Genomic DNA, 16,921 nt, shown 5'->3' with positions numbered 1-16,921 from the left:
GGTACCGCCTCTTGTCTGACGGGGCGTCAGGTATCACGATGGCCCGGCACCGGTAGGACGAATCGGCAGACGAAGGCGAGGCGGGTCCGCCATGACGCGCGTGTTTCCGGAAGGTCGGCTGGTCTACGGGATGCAGCTCCCGGTCCAGTCGCAGAGCACCCTCTACGCCGAACCGTGGGAGGCCTCGGCCGGCGCCGCCGATCTCGCCGCGGTCGCGCGGGCTGCCGAGGCCGCCGGCTTCGGCTATCTGGCCACCTGCGACCACGTGGCCATCCCGCGCCGGCTCGCCGGGCCCATGAGCACCGTCTGGTACGACCCGGTCGCCACCCTCTCCTTCCTCGCCGGGATCACCGAGCGCGTACGGCTGCTCAGCCACGTCGCGATCCTCGGGCTGCGCCACCCCCTGGTCAGCGCCAAGCAGTACGCCACCCTCGACCACCTCAGCGGGGGCCGGCTGGTCCTCGGTGTGGGTGCCGGCCACGTCCAGGAGGAGTTCGAGGTGCTCGGCGTGGACTTCGCGCGCCGCGGGGCCGTGCTCGACGAGACGCTGGACGCGCTGCGGGCCGCCCTCGGGCCGGAGGAGTACCCCGAGTTCGAGGGCGAGCTGTTCTCGTTCCGGGACCTGGGGCAGCTGCCCCGGCCCGCCCAGGAGCGGGTTCCGATCTGGGTGGGCGGTTCCTCGCCCGCCGCCGTCCGCCGGGCCGCGGTCCGCGGCGACGGCTGGCTCCCGCAGGGCGACCCGCGCGACCGGCTGCCGGGGCAGATCGCCCGGATCCGGGAGCTGCGCGCCGGGGCCGGGGTGGAGGCGCCCTTCGAGGTGGGCGCCATCACCGAGGCCCTGTACGTCGGGGAGCCCGGCTGGGACACCGGCCGCCGCACCCTGACCGGCAAGCCGGAGGTGCTGGCCGAGTCCCTGCGGGAGTACGCGGCGCTGGGCGTGGACCAGATCCAGGTCCGCTTCCGCAGCCGCGACCGCGCCGAGCTCGTCGACCAGATCACCGCCTTCGGGGCCGAGGTCGCCCCCCACCTCTAGGAGGACCGCATGGGCAAGCTGGACGGGCGGGTCGTCGTCATCACCGGCGCGGCGCGCGGCCAGGGCGAGCAGGAGGCCCGGCTGTTCGCCGCCGAGGGGGCGAAGGTGCTCCTCGGGGACGTGCTGGACGAGCAGGGCGCGGCGGTCGCGAAGGAGATCGGCGAGGACCGGGCCCGCTACGTGCGGATGGACGTGGGCCGGGAGGAGGACTGGGCGGGCGCGGTCGCCGCCGCGAAGGAGTCCTTCGGCCACATCGACGGGCTGGTCAACAACGCCGGGATCCTGCGCTTCAACGAGCTCACCGCGACCCCGCTGGAGGAGTTCCAACAGGTGGTCCAGGTCAACCAGGTGGGGACGTTCCTCGGGATCAGGGCGGTGGCTCCGGAGCTGGCGGCGGCGGGCGGCGGCACCATCGTCAACACCTCCTCCTACACCGGCCTGACCGGCATGGCGTACGTCGGCACGTACGCGGCGACCAAGGCGGCCGTGCTCGGCCTGACCCGGGTGGCCGCCCTGGAGCTGGCGGCCCAGGGGGTCCGGGTCAACGCGATGTGCCCGGGGGCGGTGGACACCCCGATGGCCAACCCCGGACTGCTGGAACCGGGGGGCGTCACCGAGGAGGCGGGGGAGGCGATGGCGGCGCTCTACCGGCGGGTGGTCCCGCTGGGGCGGGTGGGGCGGCCGGAGGAGGTCGCCCGGCTGGCGCTGTTCCTGAGCTGCGAGGACTCCTCCTACATCACGGGGCAGCCGTTCGTCATCGACGGCGGGTGGATGGCGGGCGTCAGCATCCTGTAGGCGCCGCGGGCCGGTCGTCAGGCGCGGCATCTGATGAGGCGTCAGCTATTGACGCTCGCGCCCCCGCGGTGGAACAGTCGGGACATCGGATCTGACGGAACGTCAGAAATCAAAGGACGGTGAACCCCCTTGGAATTCGGGCTCTTCGTGCAGGGATACGTGCCTGAGGCGCGGTCCAAGGTCGACCCCCAGGCGGAGCACAAGGCGCTGGTCGAGGAGACCGAGTACGTCATCCAGGCCGACAAGTCCGGCTTCAAGTACGCCTGGGCCTCCGAGCACCACTTCCTGGAGGAGTACTCGCACCTCTCGGCGAACGAGGTGTTCCTCGGCTACCTCGCGCACGCCACCGAACGCATCCACCTCGGCTCCGGCATCTTCAACCCGCTCGCCCCGGTCAACCACCCGGTCAAGGTGGCCGAGAAGGTCACCATGCTCGACCACCTCTCCAGGGGCCGCTTCGAGTTCGGCACCGGCCGCGGCGCCGGCAGCCACGAGATCCTCGGCTTCCTGCCCGGCATCGAGGACATGAACGGCACCAAGGAGATCTGGGAGGAGACCATCGCCGAGTTCCCCAAGATGTTCCTCCAGGAGGAGTACGAGGGGTTCCAGGGCAAGCACTGGTCGCTGCCGCCGCGCAAGGTCTTCCCCAAGCCGTACGGCAAGGCCCACCCGGCCATGTGGTACGCCGCGGGGTCGCCGTCCTCGTACGCGATGGCCGCGAAGAAGGGCCTCGGCGTCCTCGGCTTCAGCGTGCAGAAGGTCTCCGACATGGAGTGGGTCCTCGACCAGTACAAGACCGCCATCCGCGAGGCCAAGGCCATCGGCGCCTTCGTCAACGACAACGTGATGGTCACCTCCACCGCCATCTGCGCCGAGACCCACGACAAGGCCGTGGAGATCGCCGTCAACGCGAACATGAACCGCTTCCAGTCGCTGGTCTTCCGCTACCACGACACCTTCCCGCGGCCCGAGGCCATCCCCGAGTGGCCCGAGACCCTCCCCGAGTACAACGCCGAGATCATCGAGCTGCTCATCGCCGAGGAGCTCCTCATCTGCGGCGACCCCTCCGAGGTCAGGGCCCAGTGCAAGCGCTGGGAGCAGGCCGGCGCGGACCAGCTGTCCTTCGGCCTGCCGACCGGCGTCTCCTACGAGGACACGATGACCACGATCAAGCTGATCGGCGAGCACGTGATCCCGGAGATCGACACGGACCCGGTCCACCGCACGACCCGCTTCCGGCAGTCCGCCTGACCCCTGCGGGGCGCAATGACGGGGACGGCGTCTTCCCGGACCGCCGTCCCACACCGGCCCCGGCCGGGCGGCCACCGGCCGGGGCCCCACGAGACGGACGGCAACGCGAACACCGGCAGAAGGGACGTCATGCTCGACCACCTGATCAAGGGCGCGACCGTCGTGGACGGCACCGGCGCCCCCGCCCGCGTCGCAGACGTGGGGATACGCGACGGCCGGATCGCGGCGATCGCCGCACCCGGCACCCTCACCGAAGAGGCCCGCACCAGCGAGGACGCCACCGGCCTCGTCCTCACCCCCGGGTTCGTCGACCCGCACACCCACTACGACGCCCAGCTCTTCTGGGACCCGTACGCCACCCCCTCCATGAACCACGGCGTCACCACCGTGGCCGGCGGGAACTGCGGCTTCACCCTCGCCCCGCTCAACCCGGCCCGCCCCGAGGACGCCGACTACACCCGCCGGATGATGAGCAAGGTCGAGGGCATGGCGCTGGCAGCCCTGGAGGAGGGCGTCGACTGGACCTGGTCCACCTTCGGCGAGTACCTCGACGCCCTGGAGGGCCGGATCGCCGTGAACGCCGGCTTCATGGTCGGCCACTGCGCCCTGCGCCGGCACGTCATGGGCGAGGACGCCGTCGGCGGACAGCCCACCCCCGAGCAGCTGCAGCAGATGCTCGACCTCTTCCACGAGGCCATGGACGCCGGCGCCTGGGGCCTGTCCACCACCCAGTCCTCCACCCACTCCGACGGATCCGGCGCCCCCGTCGCCTCCCGGCACGCGAAGCCCGCCGAGCTCCTCGCCCTGTCGAAGGCCGTCGCCGAACACGAGGGCACCCAGCTCGAAGCGATCGTCGCCGGCTGCCTCGACCAGTTCTCCGACGAGGAGATCGACCTCTTCGTCGACATGAGCGCCGCCGCCGGAAGGCCCCTGAACTGGAACGTCCTCACCATCGACGCCGCCGTCCCCGAACGGGTCCCGCGCCAGCTGATCCCCAGCGAACGCGCCCGCAAGGCCGGCGGCCGCATCGTCGCGCTCACCATGCCGATCCTCACCCCCATGAACATGTCGCTCGGCACCTTCTGCGCGCTCAACCTCATCCCCGGCTGGGGAGAGGTCCTCGGCCTGCCCGTCCCCGAACGGATCGCCAGGCTCCGCGATCCGGACGTACGCGCCGAGATGCTGCGCCGCGCCGACAGCAAGGAGGCCGGCGTCTTCCGCCGCCTCGCCCACTTCGACCGCTACGTCATCGGCGACACCTACACCAAGGAGAACGAGGGCCTGTCCGGCCGGGTCGTGGGCGACATCGCGGCCGAACGCGGCCAGGACGCCTTCCAGTGCCTGGTGGAGATCTGCGCCAACGACGACCTGCGCACCGTGCTCTGGCCGATGCCCACCGACAACGACCCGGCGAGCTGGGCCCTGCGGGCCGAGACCTGGCAGCACGAGGACGTCATGCTCGGCGGCTCCGACGCAGGCGCCCACCTGGACCGGATGTGCGGAGCCCCGTACACGACCCGCTTCCTCGGCGACTGCCTGCGCGGCCGCAGGCTGGTGCCGCTGGAGCAGGCCGTACGCATGCTCACCGACGACCCGGCCCGGCTGTTCGGGCTGCGTGAACGGGGCCGCCTCGCCGAGGGCTACCACGCCGACCTGGTCCTCTTCGACCCCGAACGCATCGAGGCGGGCCCGGCCACCCTCGTCCACGACCTGCCCGGGAACAGCCCCCGCCTGGACGCGCGGGCCATCGGCATCGTCTCCGTACGGGTCAACGGCGTGGAGACCGTCCGCGACGACGAGGTGACCGGCGCGGTCCCCGGCACCGTGCTGCGGTCGGGCCGGGACACGAGGACGGTGAGCACCCGGTGAACGCCCAGTCCCTCTACATCGGCGGCGAGTGGGTGGAGCCGGCCGGCGGGCACTACGACGTGGTCAACCCGGCCGACGAATCGGTCGTCGGGCTCGCCCCCGAGGCCTCCCGCGCACAGGTCACGGACGCCGCCCGCGCCGCCGCCGAGGCCTTCGAGAGCTGGTCGCGCACGGCGCCCGAGACCCGGGCGGCGATCCTCGACCGGGCCGCGGACATCATGCAGCGCGCGTTCGAGCCGTGGACGGCCCTCGCGCAGGCGGAGACGGGCGCCCCGACCGGGATCGCCCGCGGCATGCAGGTCGGCGTGGGCGTGTCCCGCTTCCGCCGGTACGCCAAGGGCGCGTTGGAGCCCGTCGAGAAGGGACTGCCGCCGCAGGTCACCGAGGCCGGCCCGATGGGGCGGGCGGGCATCCTCGGCGCGCTGGAGGTCCGCCAGCCCGTCGGCGTGGTCACCTGCATCACCTCCTACAACAACCCGTGGGCGAACCCGGCCGGCAAGGTCGCCCCCGCCCTCGCCATGGGCAACACCGTCGTCGTCAAACCGGCCCCGCAGGACCCGCTGTCCGTCTTCCGGATGGCGCAGGCGCTGCACGAGGCCGGGGTCCCGGCGGGCGTCGTCAACGTGGTCGGCGGGCAGTCGGTGGAGGTCGGCGAGGCCGCCGTGGACTCCCCGTACGTGGACATGGTGTCCTTCACCGGCTCCACGGGCGTCGGGCAGCGCATCGCGGAGGTCTGCGGCCGCACGATGAAGCGGCAGCTGATGGAGCTCGGCGGCAAGGGCGCGGCCGTCGTCATGGACGACGCCGACCTGGACGCCGCGGTGATGGGCATCGGCACGACCTTCTCCTTCTACTCCGGCCAGATCTGCACCGCCCCGACCCGGGTGATCGTGCACCGGTCGGTGTACGGGCAGCTGGTCGAGAAGCTCACCGGCTACCTGGCCTTCATGAAGGTCGGCGACCCGGCGGCGGCCGGCACGGTCGTCGGCCCGGTGATCTCGGCGGCGCACCGCGACCGCGTGGAGTCGTACGTCGAACTGGGGAAGAAGGAGGGCGCGCGGATCGCGTACGGCGGGGAGCGCCCGGTGGTCGGGGACGGCAAGGGCTTCTACGTCGCGCCGACCCTGCTCGTGGACTGCACGAACGACATGAGGGTGGTCCGCGAGGAGATCTTCGGCCCGGTCGTCGTGGTCGTCCCCTTCGACGGCGACGAGGACGAGGCGGTCCGGCTGGCCAACGACAGCGACTTCGGCCTGCTGAGCTACGTGTGGTCCGGGGACTCGGCGCGCGCCTTCCGCATCGCACGGCGGCTGCGCGCGGGCGGTGTCGGGGTGAACACCATCGGCCGCAACATGGAGGCCCCGTTCGGCGGCTTCCGGCGCAGCGGGGTCGGCCGCGACGTCGGCTCGTACGCCCTGCACGCCTACAGCGAGATCCAGTCGATCGTCTGGCCGGGCTAGGGGCAGGGCCGGGGTCAGGGCCGGGCGGGGGCTTCGGGGCGGCCGGGTCCTGCGGCCGCCCCGGTCCCGTCAGTCGTCGCCGGGCAGGCGCAGGCCCAGTGACGCGGCGTACTCCCGGTTGCCGTCGCGGAAGCGGGCGTACGTCCGCGGATCCGTGGTGGCGAGACGTTCGAGCGCGGCGGCGGCCCGCTGCGCGGGCGGCCGCCCGTCGTCCGGCAGCCGACATTCCATCCGGACCCACCGGGAGGCCTCGCGGCCCGTGGCCCCCGAGACGCCGGGGCCGAACGCGAGGCGCAGCACGACGGTCTCCTCGTACGGTCCGGCCGTACCGCACCAGCTCAGCGGGATGCCCCAGCGGGCCAGTAGCCCGGGCCGCTCGTGGAGCCCGGCCGCGATGAGCCGGGCGGTGCCCCGGGCGGGCCGGCACCAGGTGTCGTCCGTCCGGGCCCGTTCGACCTCGGCGTCGTAGGCCGCGGCGTCGAAGCGGTGCTCGGGCAGCCGTGGTCCGGGGTCGTCCCGATGGCGCCCCTGCCACACGACGTGGTCGCCGTCGCGTCGCACGGTCACGGTCAGCGTCCCGCAGCACCCTTCGGCGCAGTACGCCGTCGCCAGGGTGACCTCGCGTTCCTCGGGGGTCGCACGCAGCAGGTCCCTGCCGAGGACGAACTCCGGCGCGGGGCTGCGGCCCTGGGGGAACACCCGCGGCACCAGGGGACGCCCGTCGAGCAGGATGCGGGTCTCCACGTCGTCGCCGAACCGCGGGTCCCGTTCGACCACGTGGATGCGCAGGCCGTCCGGTGTGGTGCGGTCGAAGGGCTCCCGGCGCATGCGCCGGATCCAGCCAGCCCGGCAGCGGTCCTCGTGCGTGCGCGCGCCGGCCGGGGCGGCCGCCCAGTCCGGGGTGCTCAGCAGCCGGTCCAGCCGGACCAGGAGCTCCTCGCGCAGCCCCGGCCGCCAGTCGAGGAGGACGGGCGGGCCGCTGGAGAGGTCCAGGGCGAGGGACAGCAGGATCGCGTGGTGGTCGAGGGTGGGCGGGAGCCGGTCGGCGCGGCGCACCAGCGCCTCGTAGATGCGGACGGCCGGCTTGTACGCGAGGATCTCGGCGGGAGAGCCGGTCCCGCCCTCCGGAGCCATCCGGTTCAGCAGCCGGGCGCCCTGGGCGAGGACGGCCGTACCGGGGTGTTCGGCCTCCAGCAGGTCGGCGAGGCGGACCGCGAGGGCGACGTGCCGGGCCTGGGAACTGCCGGTGCGGGGCCCCACGGGCAGGTTCAGCAGCCAGTCGCGGGCCGCGGGGTCGTCGCGGGAGGCCAGCTGGCTGATCACCCGTGCGTGGTCGTCGGGGTGGAGGACGCCGATGAGCCGGATCAGCACCTCGGTGTCGCAGCGGAGCGACGCGAGGGTGTGGAGGACGGGCTGGAGGAAGCCCTCCAGCACGGCGATCGTGGTCAGGCCCGGCACGTCCTCCGGGCCGCCGAGCTTGCCGACCAGGCTGATCCCCACCGCCAGCGCGGCAGGATCCGTCGCCGTGAGGAGCAGCCTGCGGCCGAGTGCGCGGGCCGCGGCCCCGTCGGGCAGTGGCAGCCCGGCGAGTCCGTACACGTCGTCGGGGTGCATGCCGCGTTCGGGCAGGCACCGGTCGAGGCGCGCGGCCGCGCGGGCCGGATCGGGGTCGGCGAGGGCGGGAGGGAGCAGCTCGGTGAGGACGCGCTCCACTTCCCTGGAACGGAGTGGGCCGGGCGGCGGGCCACCGGGCAGGGGATGTCCGCCGGACGGAACGCGGCCGTCCGGGTCGATGCCGTGCAGGAAGGCGGCGTAGTCGTGGAGTGAGGTGCCGGGGGTGAGCGCCGGGCGCTCTGCGCGGGCGCTCACCGGGCGGGGCGGGACTCGATTCCGTGGGTCATGTCCCGCAGCATGCCGTAGTGATCATCCGGCGTCCAGCGAGAACGCGGCCTCGCCGCGGACGCGGCCGTTGACCTGGAGCTGCACCAGGTGCTCGCCGGAGTGGTAGCGGCGGGTGGTGATCGGCTTGAAGGAGTGCCGCTTGGTGCCGGTCAGGGTCGCGCCGGGGGCCAGTGCGCGGGTGACGAGCTTGAACACCTTCGGGGTGCGGGTGCCGTTGGCCTTGGTGTGGTGCACGACGTAGTCGACGACCAGGTCGGCGGGGAGCGTGCCGGTGTTGGTGACCGCGTAGTCGAAGACGAGGTACTCCCCGACGGCGACCCGCGCGGTGGTCACCACCGGCCCGCGCACGGTGACGGGGACGTCCGGGGCGTGGCCGAGCAGGGTCAGGGCCTCGGGCCGGCCGGCCTTGACCAGGGTGCGCAGTCCGTGGCGGACGACGCGGTCGGTGGTGGGGGCCGGGCCCGCCAGCCAGCGGCCGGCGGTCTCCACGGCCAGCTCGGGGTGGTCGCGGCTGATGTCGTTGAGGTGGTTGGAGACGGACCGGCGGACGTACTCGGACGGGTCGCGGTAGAGGTCGTCGAGCACGGGCAGGGCGGGGCGCGGGTCGGCGACGAAGGCGGGCAGCTGCGGGGCCCACGGCAGCCGGGGCCGGGTGCCCTCGCTGGCGAGCCGGCGCACGTGCGGGTCCGGGTCCTGCGTCCACTCCCGTACGGCGGCCAGGGCGCGGGCCGGGTCGGCGCGCAGGAAGGGCCGGACCGCGGATTCGGCGGTGAGCCGGGGGGTGAGCTCGCGCAGGAGCGCCAGCCCGGGTTCGAAGGGCTCCAGTCCGCGGACGGCGACGGCCTCGTTCACGGGGAAGGTCATCCACCCCTGGAAGGCCTCGTCGGCGAGGGCCGTGCGCACGACGGCCTCGAACCCGGGCCAGTCGGCGGGGAGGTCGGCGAGGACGGCGTCGCGGACGGCGGTGACGCGCCCGCTGTAGGAGAGCCCGTCGAGTGCGTCGGCGCGGGCGAGCAGGGCGGGCGCCGAGCGCCGCCCGCCCGCGCGGGCGAGCAGTCGGGCGAGGGTGGTGACGGTTTCCGCGCTGAGGAGCTCATCGGCCGTGGGCATGGGGCCAGTGTCGCGGAGGGCACTGACAACGGCGGGCGGCAGGCGGTGGCGGGCGGGGGCGGCCGCTGTTACCACTGGTCACCGCAAAGTCACGAGGGAAAGTTTGGAAACGCCCAAAACGGACATGCCTGCGGTTTCCGTATGGTGAAAGGAGTTCCATGTGTCCTCGCGAACCATGGGTGGATGCCTCAGCGAACCTTGTATTAAGTCTGTGTGAACGGTCTGCGTCTCAGGATTCCAAGGCGTTCCGGGGCTTCCGCTTCCGGAGTTCAAACCTCCAGATGTGGAAAACGCAGCATCTAACGTCCTGACCCATGACTCAGCTGGACGTGCGGCCTAGGGCCGGAGACACGGTAAGCGGCGTCGCCGACGGCGACGTCCGCGGGAAGGGCCTCGGCAAGGGGTCCGTAGGGCTCGTGGGCAGCGCCGTCATCGGCATCTCCACCGTCGCCCCCGTCTACTGCCTGACCTCGACCCTCGGCTCCACCGCCGGCGAGGTGGGCCTGCAGATGCCGGCGATCTTCCTCGCGGGATTCCTCCCGATGCTCCTGGTCGCCTTCGCGTACCGCGAGCTCAACAAGGCCATGCCGGACTGCGGCACCTCCTTCACGTGGACCGTGAAGGCCTTCGGCCCCCGGATCGGCTGGATGTGCGGCTGGGGCCTGGTGATCGCCACGATCATCGTGCTCTCCAACCTCGCGGGCGTCGCCACCTCCTACTTCTGGCTGCTGGCCGGCGAGATCACGGACAACCCGTCGATCGCGGCCCTCGACGACAACAAGTTCGTCCACATCGCCACCTGCCTGACCCTGATCGCGGTCGCCACCGCCATCAGCTACCGCGGCATGACCGCCACCAAGGGCGTCCAGTACGCCCTGGTCGGCCTCCAGCTCGTCGTGCTCGCCCTGTTCGTCGCCATGGCCTTCCAGAAGGCCTCCGCCGGCACCTTCGACACCGGCCTGGACTTCTCCTGGTCCTGGATGAACCCCTTCGCGGTCGAGTCCATGGCGGCCTTCACCGCCGGACTCTCGCTCTCGATCTTCATGTACTGGGGCTGGGACGCCTGCCTGGCCACCAACGAGGAGACCACCGGCTCCACGAAGACCCCCGGCCGCGCCTCGCTCATCGCGATGATCGTCCTCGTCGGCTCCTACCTGGCCACCGGCGTCGCCGCCCAGATGGCCGTCGGCTCCGGCGGCGAGGGCCTCGGCCTCGCCAACGAGGAGACCTCCGACAACGTCTTCGCGGCCCTCGCCGGCCCCGTGATGGGCCCGATGCTCGGCATCCTGCTCTTCATCGCCGTCCTGGCCTCCGCCGCCGCCTCCCTGCAGACCACCTTCATCCCGGTGGCCCGGACGGTCCTCGCCATGTCGACGTACGAGGCGCTGCCGCCCTCCTACGCCAAGGTCCACCCGAAGTTCAAGACCCCGGGCCGCGCCACCGTCATGGCGGGCGCCGCCACCGGCCTCTTCTACACGGTCATGACCCTGGTCAGCGAGAACGTCCTCACCGACACGATCTTCGCGCTCGGCCTGATGATCTGCTTCTACTACTCCCTGACGGCCTTCGCCTGCGCCTGGTACTTCCGCGCCGAGCTGCGCCGCTCCGCCCGCGACCTGTTCTTCAAGGGCGTCTTCCCGGTCCTCGGCGGCGTCCTGCTGGCCGCGGTCTTCTGCAAGACCCTCTTCGACATGTGGGACCCGGCCTACGGCTCCGGCTCCACCGTCCTCGGGGTCGGCAGCGTCTTCGTCATCGGCGTCGGCCTGCTCGCCCTGGGCCTGGTGATCATGTTCGTCACCGAGCGCCGCAGCCCCGCCTTCTTCCGCGGCGAGGTCCTGACGAAGTCCACCCCGGCCCTGGTCGTCGAGGACTGACCCGCCCGTCCCGCGCCACCCGCCGAGTCATCCCCGCGGCCCCGGATCGATCCCCCCGATCCGGGGCCGCCGGCGTGCCGGGCGGTGACCCCGGGCGCGGTGGGGTCGTTGGGCCGGGCATGACTGCCATCAAGCGCACCCTCGCCTCCCTGGTCCTCACCGGGGGCGCCGCCCTCGCCCTCACCCCCGTCGCCGCCCACGCCGACGCCCACGCCGACCAGGCGCCCCCCGTGGCCGGCCGGGTCCTGGAGATCGTCGACCACCCCGCGCAGACCGTCGAGGACACCAAGACCGCGATCGGGGTCACCGCGGGCGCCGTCGGTGCGGCCTCCAAGGCCACGGACACCTCCCTCGCCGGAGCCGGCTCGGCCCTCGACTCCGGACTGCCGAAGACCCCCAAGGCCGGCTGACCCCGTCCCGCGGGCGCTGCTGCTCCGGACCGGAAGACCCGTCGTGGTCACCCTGTAGACCCAGCGCGAGAACGCCCAGAACATCGTCGCCTGCGAGGCCGGCGAACTCGCCGCCGTCGTTCGCAGCGCCGACGCCTTCCCCGCCGCCGACGGCCGCGTGCACGCGGCCGTCGGCGCGTACACGCACGCCGTCGTCGAGGTGCAGTGGCCGCTGATGCGCGAGGGCCGGCCCGGCTACGAGGCGACCGGGCGCAGACCCACGCCCTCTACGAGGCCCTGCTCGCCCACGAGCCCCAGGGACCCCGCGCCGAGTCCCGCTCACCTTCCTGTTCGGGCTGCGCAACCCGCGCCACCACGAGGAGCAGGCTCAAGCCGATCAGGGCCGCCACCGCCGCCACGAACAGCAGGTGCACGGGTGCTGGACCGGTCCTTCGCGGGGGACCTGAGCGTGAGCCCGGCGCCGTACCGGGAGGCGGTCCTGGCGCGGTTCCGGGCGGCGGCCGGGTAGCGGTCGCGGCACGGGGTGGCCGGTTCCGGCCGCACGGGCCGGCGCGCGGATTCCGCTTGGACGTCCGGCCCGGCCCGGCGCCGTGCGGTACGGGCGCCAGGCCGGGCCGGGTGCGCATTCAGGCCGTGGGCGGTTATCGGCCATACCGGGGTTGACCTGGGGAAACACCCTTCTTTGAGAGGGTGTCCACGGCCTAGGATCGTCTTGGCTGACCAGCCGGGCCACCGCTGGTGCCGCTGCTTCGGGGGGAGCGACAAGAGGGGGGTGGCCGAACGGGCGGGGGCCTCCCGGAACACCGGGAGGCCCCCGCCGCTGTCGGCGGCGGCCGATATCGTGCGCCCAGGATCGTGACGAGGGGGCGGTGGCACATGGATCGGGGTTCCGGGACGGGCGTCGAGGTGACGTACGCGCAGGGGTGGGACCCGGTGTCGCGTACCGCCGGGCCCGAGCTGTCCGCGGCGGAGGCCGCCGCGCGGGACGCCGCCGGAACGCCGTACGTGGTGCTGCACCGGGAGCCGGGAAGCGGGACGCCGTCCGTGGTCCGGTACGTGTCCTGGGAGGCCGGCATCGTCGAGGTGTGGGGGTACGACGGCCTGGGCCGCCCGGTCCTCGAGGCCGACCTGAGCCTGCTGTCCGACGAGACCCTGCTGCTGAACCGACGGCTGATCGTCCGCAGCCGTCCCGACGACCCCGCGGACGGACCGGAGAGCGGCGACGACCGGGACCTGCCCCGTACCGTCGTCGAGATCTCCGCCGAGGGCCGGGCCCGGATCTCCCACCAGCCGCAGGGCGTGCGCGGCGACTGGCTGGAGGCCGCGGCGACGGTCCCGCGGGAGGACGTGTGGTCGGCGCGGCCCGCGTTCGGGGCCTGGCCCGCCCTGCCGGCCGGGGACGGCCTGCCCGACTGGGTGCGGGAGCACCTCGCCACGGCCGGGACGCCCGACGCGCCCGTGCCGTGGGACCGGCGGCGTTCGCCCGTGTTCTCCACGGTCGACATCGGCGCCCGCTTCCGGCCGGGAACACCCCTGGGCGAGGGCCCCTACGGCGGCCCGATGACCTCCGCGGAGCCGAAGCCGGCGGGCACCCTGACCCTGCCCGGCGGGCTGCTCGCCGTCGGCTGCCCGCTGGCCGAGGGCCCGCCGGAGATCGTCATCCCGGTCCCGCCGGGGGAGTACGCGCTGGACGAGGCGCGGGCCACCCTCGGCCGGGACGGCGAACGGCGCGGCGGCTGGCAGGAGGAGGAGTCGACGGCGCTGCGCGTACGTCTCGGCGAGGCCCCGGCGGTGACCTGGGAGATGGCCCTCGGGCCGGGGGACGACCCGCGGCACCTCGGGTCGGGCGAGGCGTACGGCTTCGGAACGGACGGCGCGACGGGCGCCTTCGGCGACGCCGCGGAGTGGGAGTCGCTCCGGCAGCGCTGCCTCACGGTGTTCGAGGACGGCGACTTCGCCGAGTGGGATCCCGACGCGGAACCGCCGGCCTTCGCCGTCCGCGTTCGCGAGCCCGCGTCCGGCGCGGAGCTGGCCGCCTTCGCCCTGGCCTCGGACGGCGTCCACCCGGTGTGGCTGGGGCGGGCCCGCGACGGGGAGCTCGTCGCCGTCGTGGTGGTCCGGGACGCCTGAAGGGGGCGGGGCGGGCGCGGAATAGGGCTGCGGGCGGCCGGAGTTGCACGCGGGGTACGTGACCTCGAGACCGGAGCCGCAGACATGACGACCGACCAGCCCGCCGGACCGGACACCCGCCGCTCGTTCCTCTTCGTCCTCGGCAGTTCCCGGCCGGACGGCAACACCGAGGCCCTCGCCCGCGCCGCCGCCGGTCACCTGCCCGCCGCCACCGCCCGGCACTGGCTGGACCTGACCGGGGACCCCCTGCCCGACTTCCAGGACGGCCGCCACGCCGACGGGACCTGGCCCGTCGGCGCGCAGGAGGAGGAGCTGCGGCGGATCACCCTGGAGGCCACCGACATCGTCATCGCCTCCCCGCTGTACTGGTACTCCCTCTCCGCACCGGCCAAGCGCTACCTCGACTACTGGTCGGGCTGGCTGGGCGTGCCCGGCATGGACTTCAAGCGGCGGATGGCGGGGCGCACCCTCTGGGGCGTCACGGCCATGGCCCATGAGGAGGAGGTCGTCGCCGACGGGCTCGTCACCACCCTGCACCACACGGCGGCGTACCTGCGGATGCGCTTCGGCGGGGTGCTGCTCGGCAACGGCTCCAAGCCCGGCCAGGTGCACTCCGACGAGCGGGCCATGACCCGGGCCGAGACCTTCTTCCGGCGCGAGGCCCCGTTCGCCCTCTTCCCCTACGAGGACGGGTACGAGGCCCCGGTGCGGCCCTAGGAAGTGTCGTCACAGGTACCGGGCGAAGTCGTCCAGGTGTCGCAGCACCTCGTCCTGCGGCGCGGACGGGAGCTGCAGGACGACCTCCTCGATGCCGAGGTCGGCGTAGTGGGCCATCTTGCCGGGGCTGGGCTGCACGGCGTACGGGACCACCTGGAGGGACTTGGGGTCGCGCCCGGCGGTCTCCCAGATCCGGCGCAGCACGGGGAGGGACTCGGTCAGGCCGCCTCCGCCGATGGGCAGCCAGCCGTCGGCGTGGTCGGCGATCGCCGCGAACAGCTTCGGGCCGGCCGCCCCGCCGATCAGCGTGCGCGGACCGTGCAGCGGGACGCCGGGTGCCAGCTCGCGGGGCTGCTGGGCGGGCTTGGGGTGGGCGCTGCTGGCCTGGACGGAGGAGAACTCGCCGACGTAGGCGGTCGGTTCGGGCGCCCACAGGGCGCGCATCAGTGCCATCCGGTCGCGCACCAGCTCCCGCCGGGTGCGCCACTCCACCCCGTGGTCGGCGGCCTCCTCCACGTTCCACCCGTAGCCGATGCCGAGGGTCAGCCGGCCGCCTGAGAGGTGGTCCAGCGTCGCCACCTGCTTGGCCAGGCCGATCGGGTCGTGCTGGGCGACCAGCGTGATGCCGGTGCCGAGGCGCAGCCGCTCGGTGACGGCGGCGGCCTGGCCGAGGGCCACGAACGGGTCGAGGGTGCGCCCGTACATCTCGGGGAGTTCGCCGCCCATGGGCGCGGCGGTCTCGCGGGAGACCGGGATGTGCGTGTGCTCCGGCAGGTACAGGCCGTGGAAGCCGCGCTCCTCCAGACTGCGGGCCAGGCGGACGGGGGAGACGGTGCGGTCGGTGAGGAAGACGGTCGTGGCGATCCGCATGGGCGCTGACACCTCCGAGACGTGGGACCCGCCACGGTACGGGCTGGGCGCACGATTGTTGAGGGGGCGTCAGCCCGCCGGGTAGCGGTCCGCCCAGCCGGAGGACGGCGCGGCGGGGCCGTGCAGCGCCGGGCCCTGCGTCATCTCCAGGGCGAAGTCGTCGGCGATCTCCAGCAGGGCGGCGCGGCCCTCGAGTTCGGAGAGCCAGGCGCCCGGCAGGGACGTTTCTCCATGGAGGGCGCCGAGCAGCGCCCCGCACAGCGCGCCCGCGGCGGCCGAGTCGCCGCCCTGGTTCACGGCGAGGCGCAGGCCGTGCGCGAGGTCCTCGGCGACCAGGGCGCAGTACACGGCGACGGCGAGGGCGTCGGCTGCGTCCGGTCCGTCCGCACCGTCGGCCGCGTCGGGTCCTCCGGGGGCGTCCGTCGCCTTCGGCGTGCCGACCGGCCGCGGTGCGGCCGGTCCCTTCGGGCCGGTTCCGGCGCCGAGGGACTGCACGACCTCGGGGCCGGGCGGACCCTGGGCGACGGCGGACAGGGCCCGCTGGAGGGCGTCGGTGACGCTCTGGTGACCGGGGCGGGCGCCGAGCAGGCCGAGGGTGCGCTGGACGGCGGAGTCGAGGGAGTCGCCGCGGGTCAGGCCGTGGACGATGACGGCGAAGGCGCCGGCCGACAGGTGCGCGGTGGGGTGTCCGTGGCTCTGCGCGGCGCACTCCACGGACAACTGGAGGACCAGCGAGGGCTCCCAGCCGAACAGCAGCCCGAACGGTGCCGAGCGGGTGGCGGCGGCCGGCCCGCGGGCCGTCGGGTTCCGGGGCCGGTCCGGCCCGGCGAGGGCGTCCTCGGCGAACCCGGACAGGCAGGCGCGGTCGGGGGCGCGGCGGGCGTAGAGCCATTCCTCGCGCGCGAGCCAGCCGTTGTCCGTGCGGCGCTCGTCCGGGCCCCACTCGTGCTGGGTCGCGTACCAGCGGCGGTGGGCGCGGTGGATGTCGGTGGGCGGGTGCCAGGCGCCCGTGTCCCGGCGCACGTGGGCCCGTATGAGCCCGTCGACGGTGAACAGGGTGAGCTGGGTGGCGGCGGTGACGGTGCCGCGGCGGCCGTGGAAGGGCGTGAGTCCGGCTGCTCCGTCCGGGCCGTGCGCCTCGCGGATGGCGTCGAGGGAGAGCCCGGCGAGGGGGGCGCCCAGGGCGTCCCCGAGGGCGGCCCCGAGGAGGGTGCCGCGGATCCGGCTGCGGAAGTCCTGCTGCTCGGAACGGCCCCACAGGCCGGTACGGATCCCGCCGGCGGGAGTCGGGGACCGTGCCGCGGCGGGATGCGGTGCCCCGGCCGGGGCGGCGCCGCGCAGCCGCGCCGCGGCCGCGCCCCCGGGGGTCCCGCGGTCGCCGTGGTCGGTCCTCGGCCCCTGGGCCGGGCTCGTGCCGGGGCCTGCGCCTGCGCCGGTGCCCGCGGTTCCGCCCGTGCCCGCGGTTCCGTCCGGGTCCGTGGTGCGGGCCTCGGGCCGCGG

The 16,921-nt window shown here is 73.9% G+C and carries 13 protein-coding genes; 9 read left to right on the top strand and 4 right to left on the bottom strand.

Annotation, left to right across the window (positions count from 1 at the left end; translation table 11 throughout):
• Window positions 1–91 precede the first annotated feature (91 nt).
• The 5 genes from ACPU2J_RS14775 (at window position 92) to ACPU2J_RS14755 (ending at window position 6,408) form a co-directional block, all read left to right on the top strand.
• Entirely contained in the window at window positions 92–1,033 is a 942-nt protein-coding gene (locus ACPU2J_RS14775) for an LLM class F420-dependent oxidoreductase (RefSeq protein WP_420080496.1), read from the top strand.
• A gap of 9 nt (window positions 1,034–1,042) precedes the next feature.
• Window positions 1,043–1,828 (top strand): SDR family NAD(P)-dependent oxidoreductase, encoded by a 786-nt coding sequence (locus ACPU2J_RS14770; RefSeq protein WP_361602227.1) that lies wholly within the window; start codon window positions 1,043–1,045, stop codon window positions 1,826–1,828.
• Window positions 1,829–1,957: 129 nt separating this feature from the next.
• Window positions 1,958–3,079, top strand: a complete 1,122-nt coding sequence (locus ACPU2J_RS14765; RefSeq protein ID WP_420080497.1) for an LLM class flavin-dependent oxidoreductase — start codon at window positions 1,958–1,960, stop codon at window positions 3,077–3,079.
• A gap of 129 nt (window positions 3,080–3,208) precedes the next feature.
• Window positions 3,209–4,948 (top strand): N-acyl-D-amino-acid deacylase family protein, encoded by a 1,740-nt coding sequence (locus tag ACPU2J_RS14760; RefSeq protein ID WP_423833424.1) that lies wholly within the window; start codon window positions 3,209–3,211, stop codon window positions 4,946–4,948.
• Complete coding sequence (locus ACPU2J_RS14755; protein ID WP_420080499.1) at window positions 4,945–6,408, top strand: aldehyde dehydrogenase family protein; 1,464 nt, start codon at window positions 4,945–4,947, stop codon at window positions 6,406–6,408. The genes ACPU2J_RS14760 and ACPU2J_RS14755 overlap by 4 nt, the downstream gene beginning before the upstream one ends.
• A 69-nt stretch (window positions 6,409–6,477) precedes the next feature.
• Here ACPU2J_RS14755 and ACPU2J_RS14750 read toward each other — a convergent pair whose 3' ends face one another.
• Both ACPU2J_RS14750 and ACPU2J_RS14745 read right to left on the bottom strand, forming a co-directional pair.
• The gene (locus ACPU2J_RS14750; protein WP_423833423.1) at window positions 6,478–8,277 is read right to left on the bottom strand and encodes a hypothetical protein; all 1,800 of its coding nucleotides are present in this window, start codon (window positions 8,275–8,277) and stop codon (window positions 6,478–6,480) included.
• 54 nt (window positions 8,278–8,331) lie between these two features.
• Window positions 8,332–9,420: a DNA alkylation repair protein gene (locus tag ACPU2J_RS14745; RefSeq protein ID WP_420080501.1), complete on the bottom strand. Its 1,089-nt coding sequence runs from the start codon at window positions 9,418–9,420 to the stop codon at window positions 8,332–8,334.
• A gap of 314 nt (window positions 9,421–9,734) precedes the next feature.
• Here ACPU2J_RS14745 and ACPU2J_RS14740 point away from each other — a divergent pair, with 314 nt between their 5' ends.
• The 4 genes from ACPU2J_RS14740 (at window position 9,735) to ACPU2J_RS14725 (ending at window position 14,551) form a co-directional block, all read left to right on the top strand.
• Window positions 9,735–11,294 (top strand): APC family permease, encoded by a 1,560-nt coding sequence (locus ACPU2J_RS14740; RefSeq protein WP_420080502.1) that lies wholly within the window; start codon window positions 9,735–9,737, stop codon window positions 11,292–11,294.
• A 119-nt stretch (window positions 11,295–11,413) separates the two neighbouring features.
• Window positions 11,414–11,704 carry a hypothetical protein gene (locus tag ACPU2J_RS14735; protein WP_420080503.1) on the top strand — a complete coding sequence of 97 codons (291 nt, stop codon included), beginning with the start codon at window positions 11,414–11,416 and terminating at the stop codon, window positions 11,702–11,704.
• An 876-nt stretch (window positions 11,705–12,580) separates the two neighbouring features.
• On the top strand, window positions 12,581–13,834 hold the full coding sequence (locus tag ACPU2J_RS14730) for a DUF4241 domain-containing protein (RefSeq protein ID WP_423833422.1): 1,254 nt from the start codon (window positions 12,581–12,583) through the stop codon (window positions 13,832–13,834).
• Window positions 13,835–13,918: 84 nt separating this feature from the next.
• Window positions 13,919–14,551, top strand: coding sequence for a flavodoxin family protein (locus ACPU2J_RS14725; RefSeq protein ID WP_423833421.1), 633 nt, complete (start codon window positions 13,919–13,921; stop codon window positions 14,549–14,551).
• Between the two features lie 9 nt (window positions 14,552–14,560).
• Here ACPU2J_RS14725 and ACPU2J_RS14720 read toward each other — a convergent pair whose 3' ends face one another.
• Entirely contained in the window at window positions 14,561–15,421 is an 861-nt protein-coding gene (locus ACPU2J_RS14720) for an LLM class F420-dependent oxidoreductase (protein ID WP_361594826.1), read from the bottom strand.
• 69 nt (window positions 15,422–15,490) lie between these two features.
• Window positions 15,491–16,693 carry an ADP-ribosylglycohydrolase family protein gene (locus tag ACPU2J_RS14715; protein ID WP_423834968.1) on the bottom strand — a complete coding sequence of 401 codons (1,203 nt, stop codon included), beginning with the start codon at window positions 16,691–16,693 and terminating at the stop codon, window positions 15,491–15,493.
• Window positions 16,694–16,921 lie beyond the last annotated feature (228 nt).

It is taken from the genome of Streptomyces manipurensis (genome assembly GCF_049570255.1).
Lineage (GTDB): Bacteria > Actinomycetota > Actinomycetes > Streptomycetales > Streptomycetaceae > Streptomyces > Streptomyces manipurensis.
This window is presented reverse-complemented; position numbering and strand designations above follow the sequence as displayed.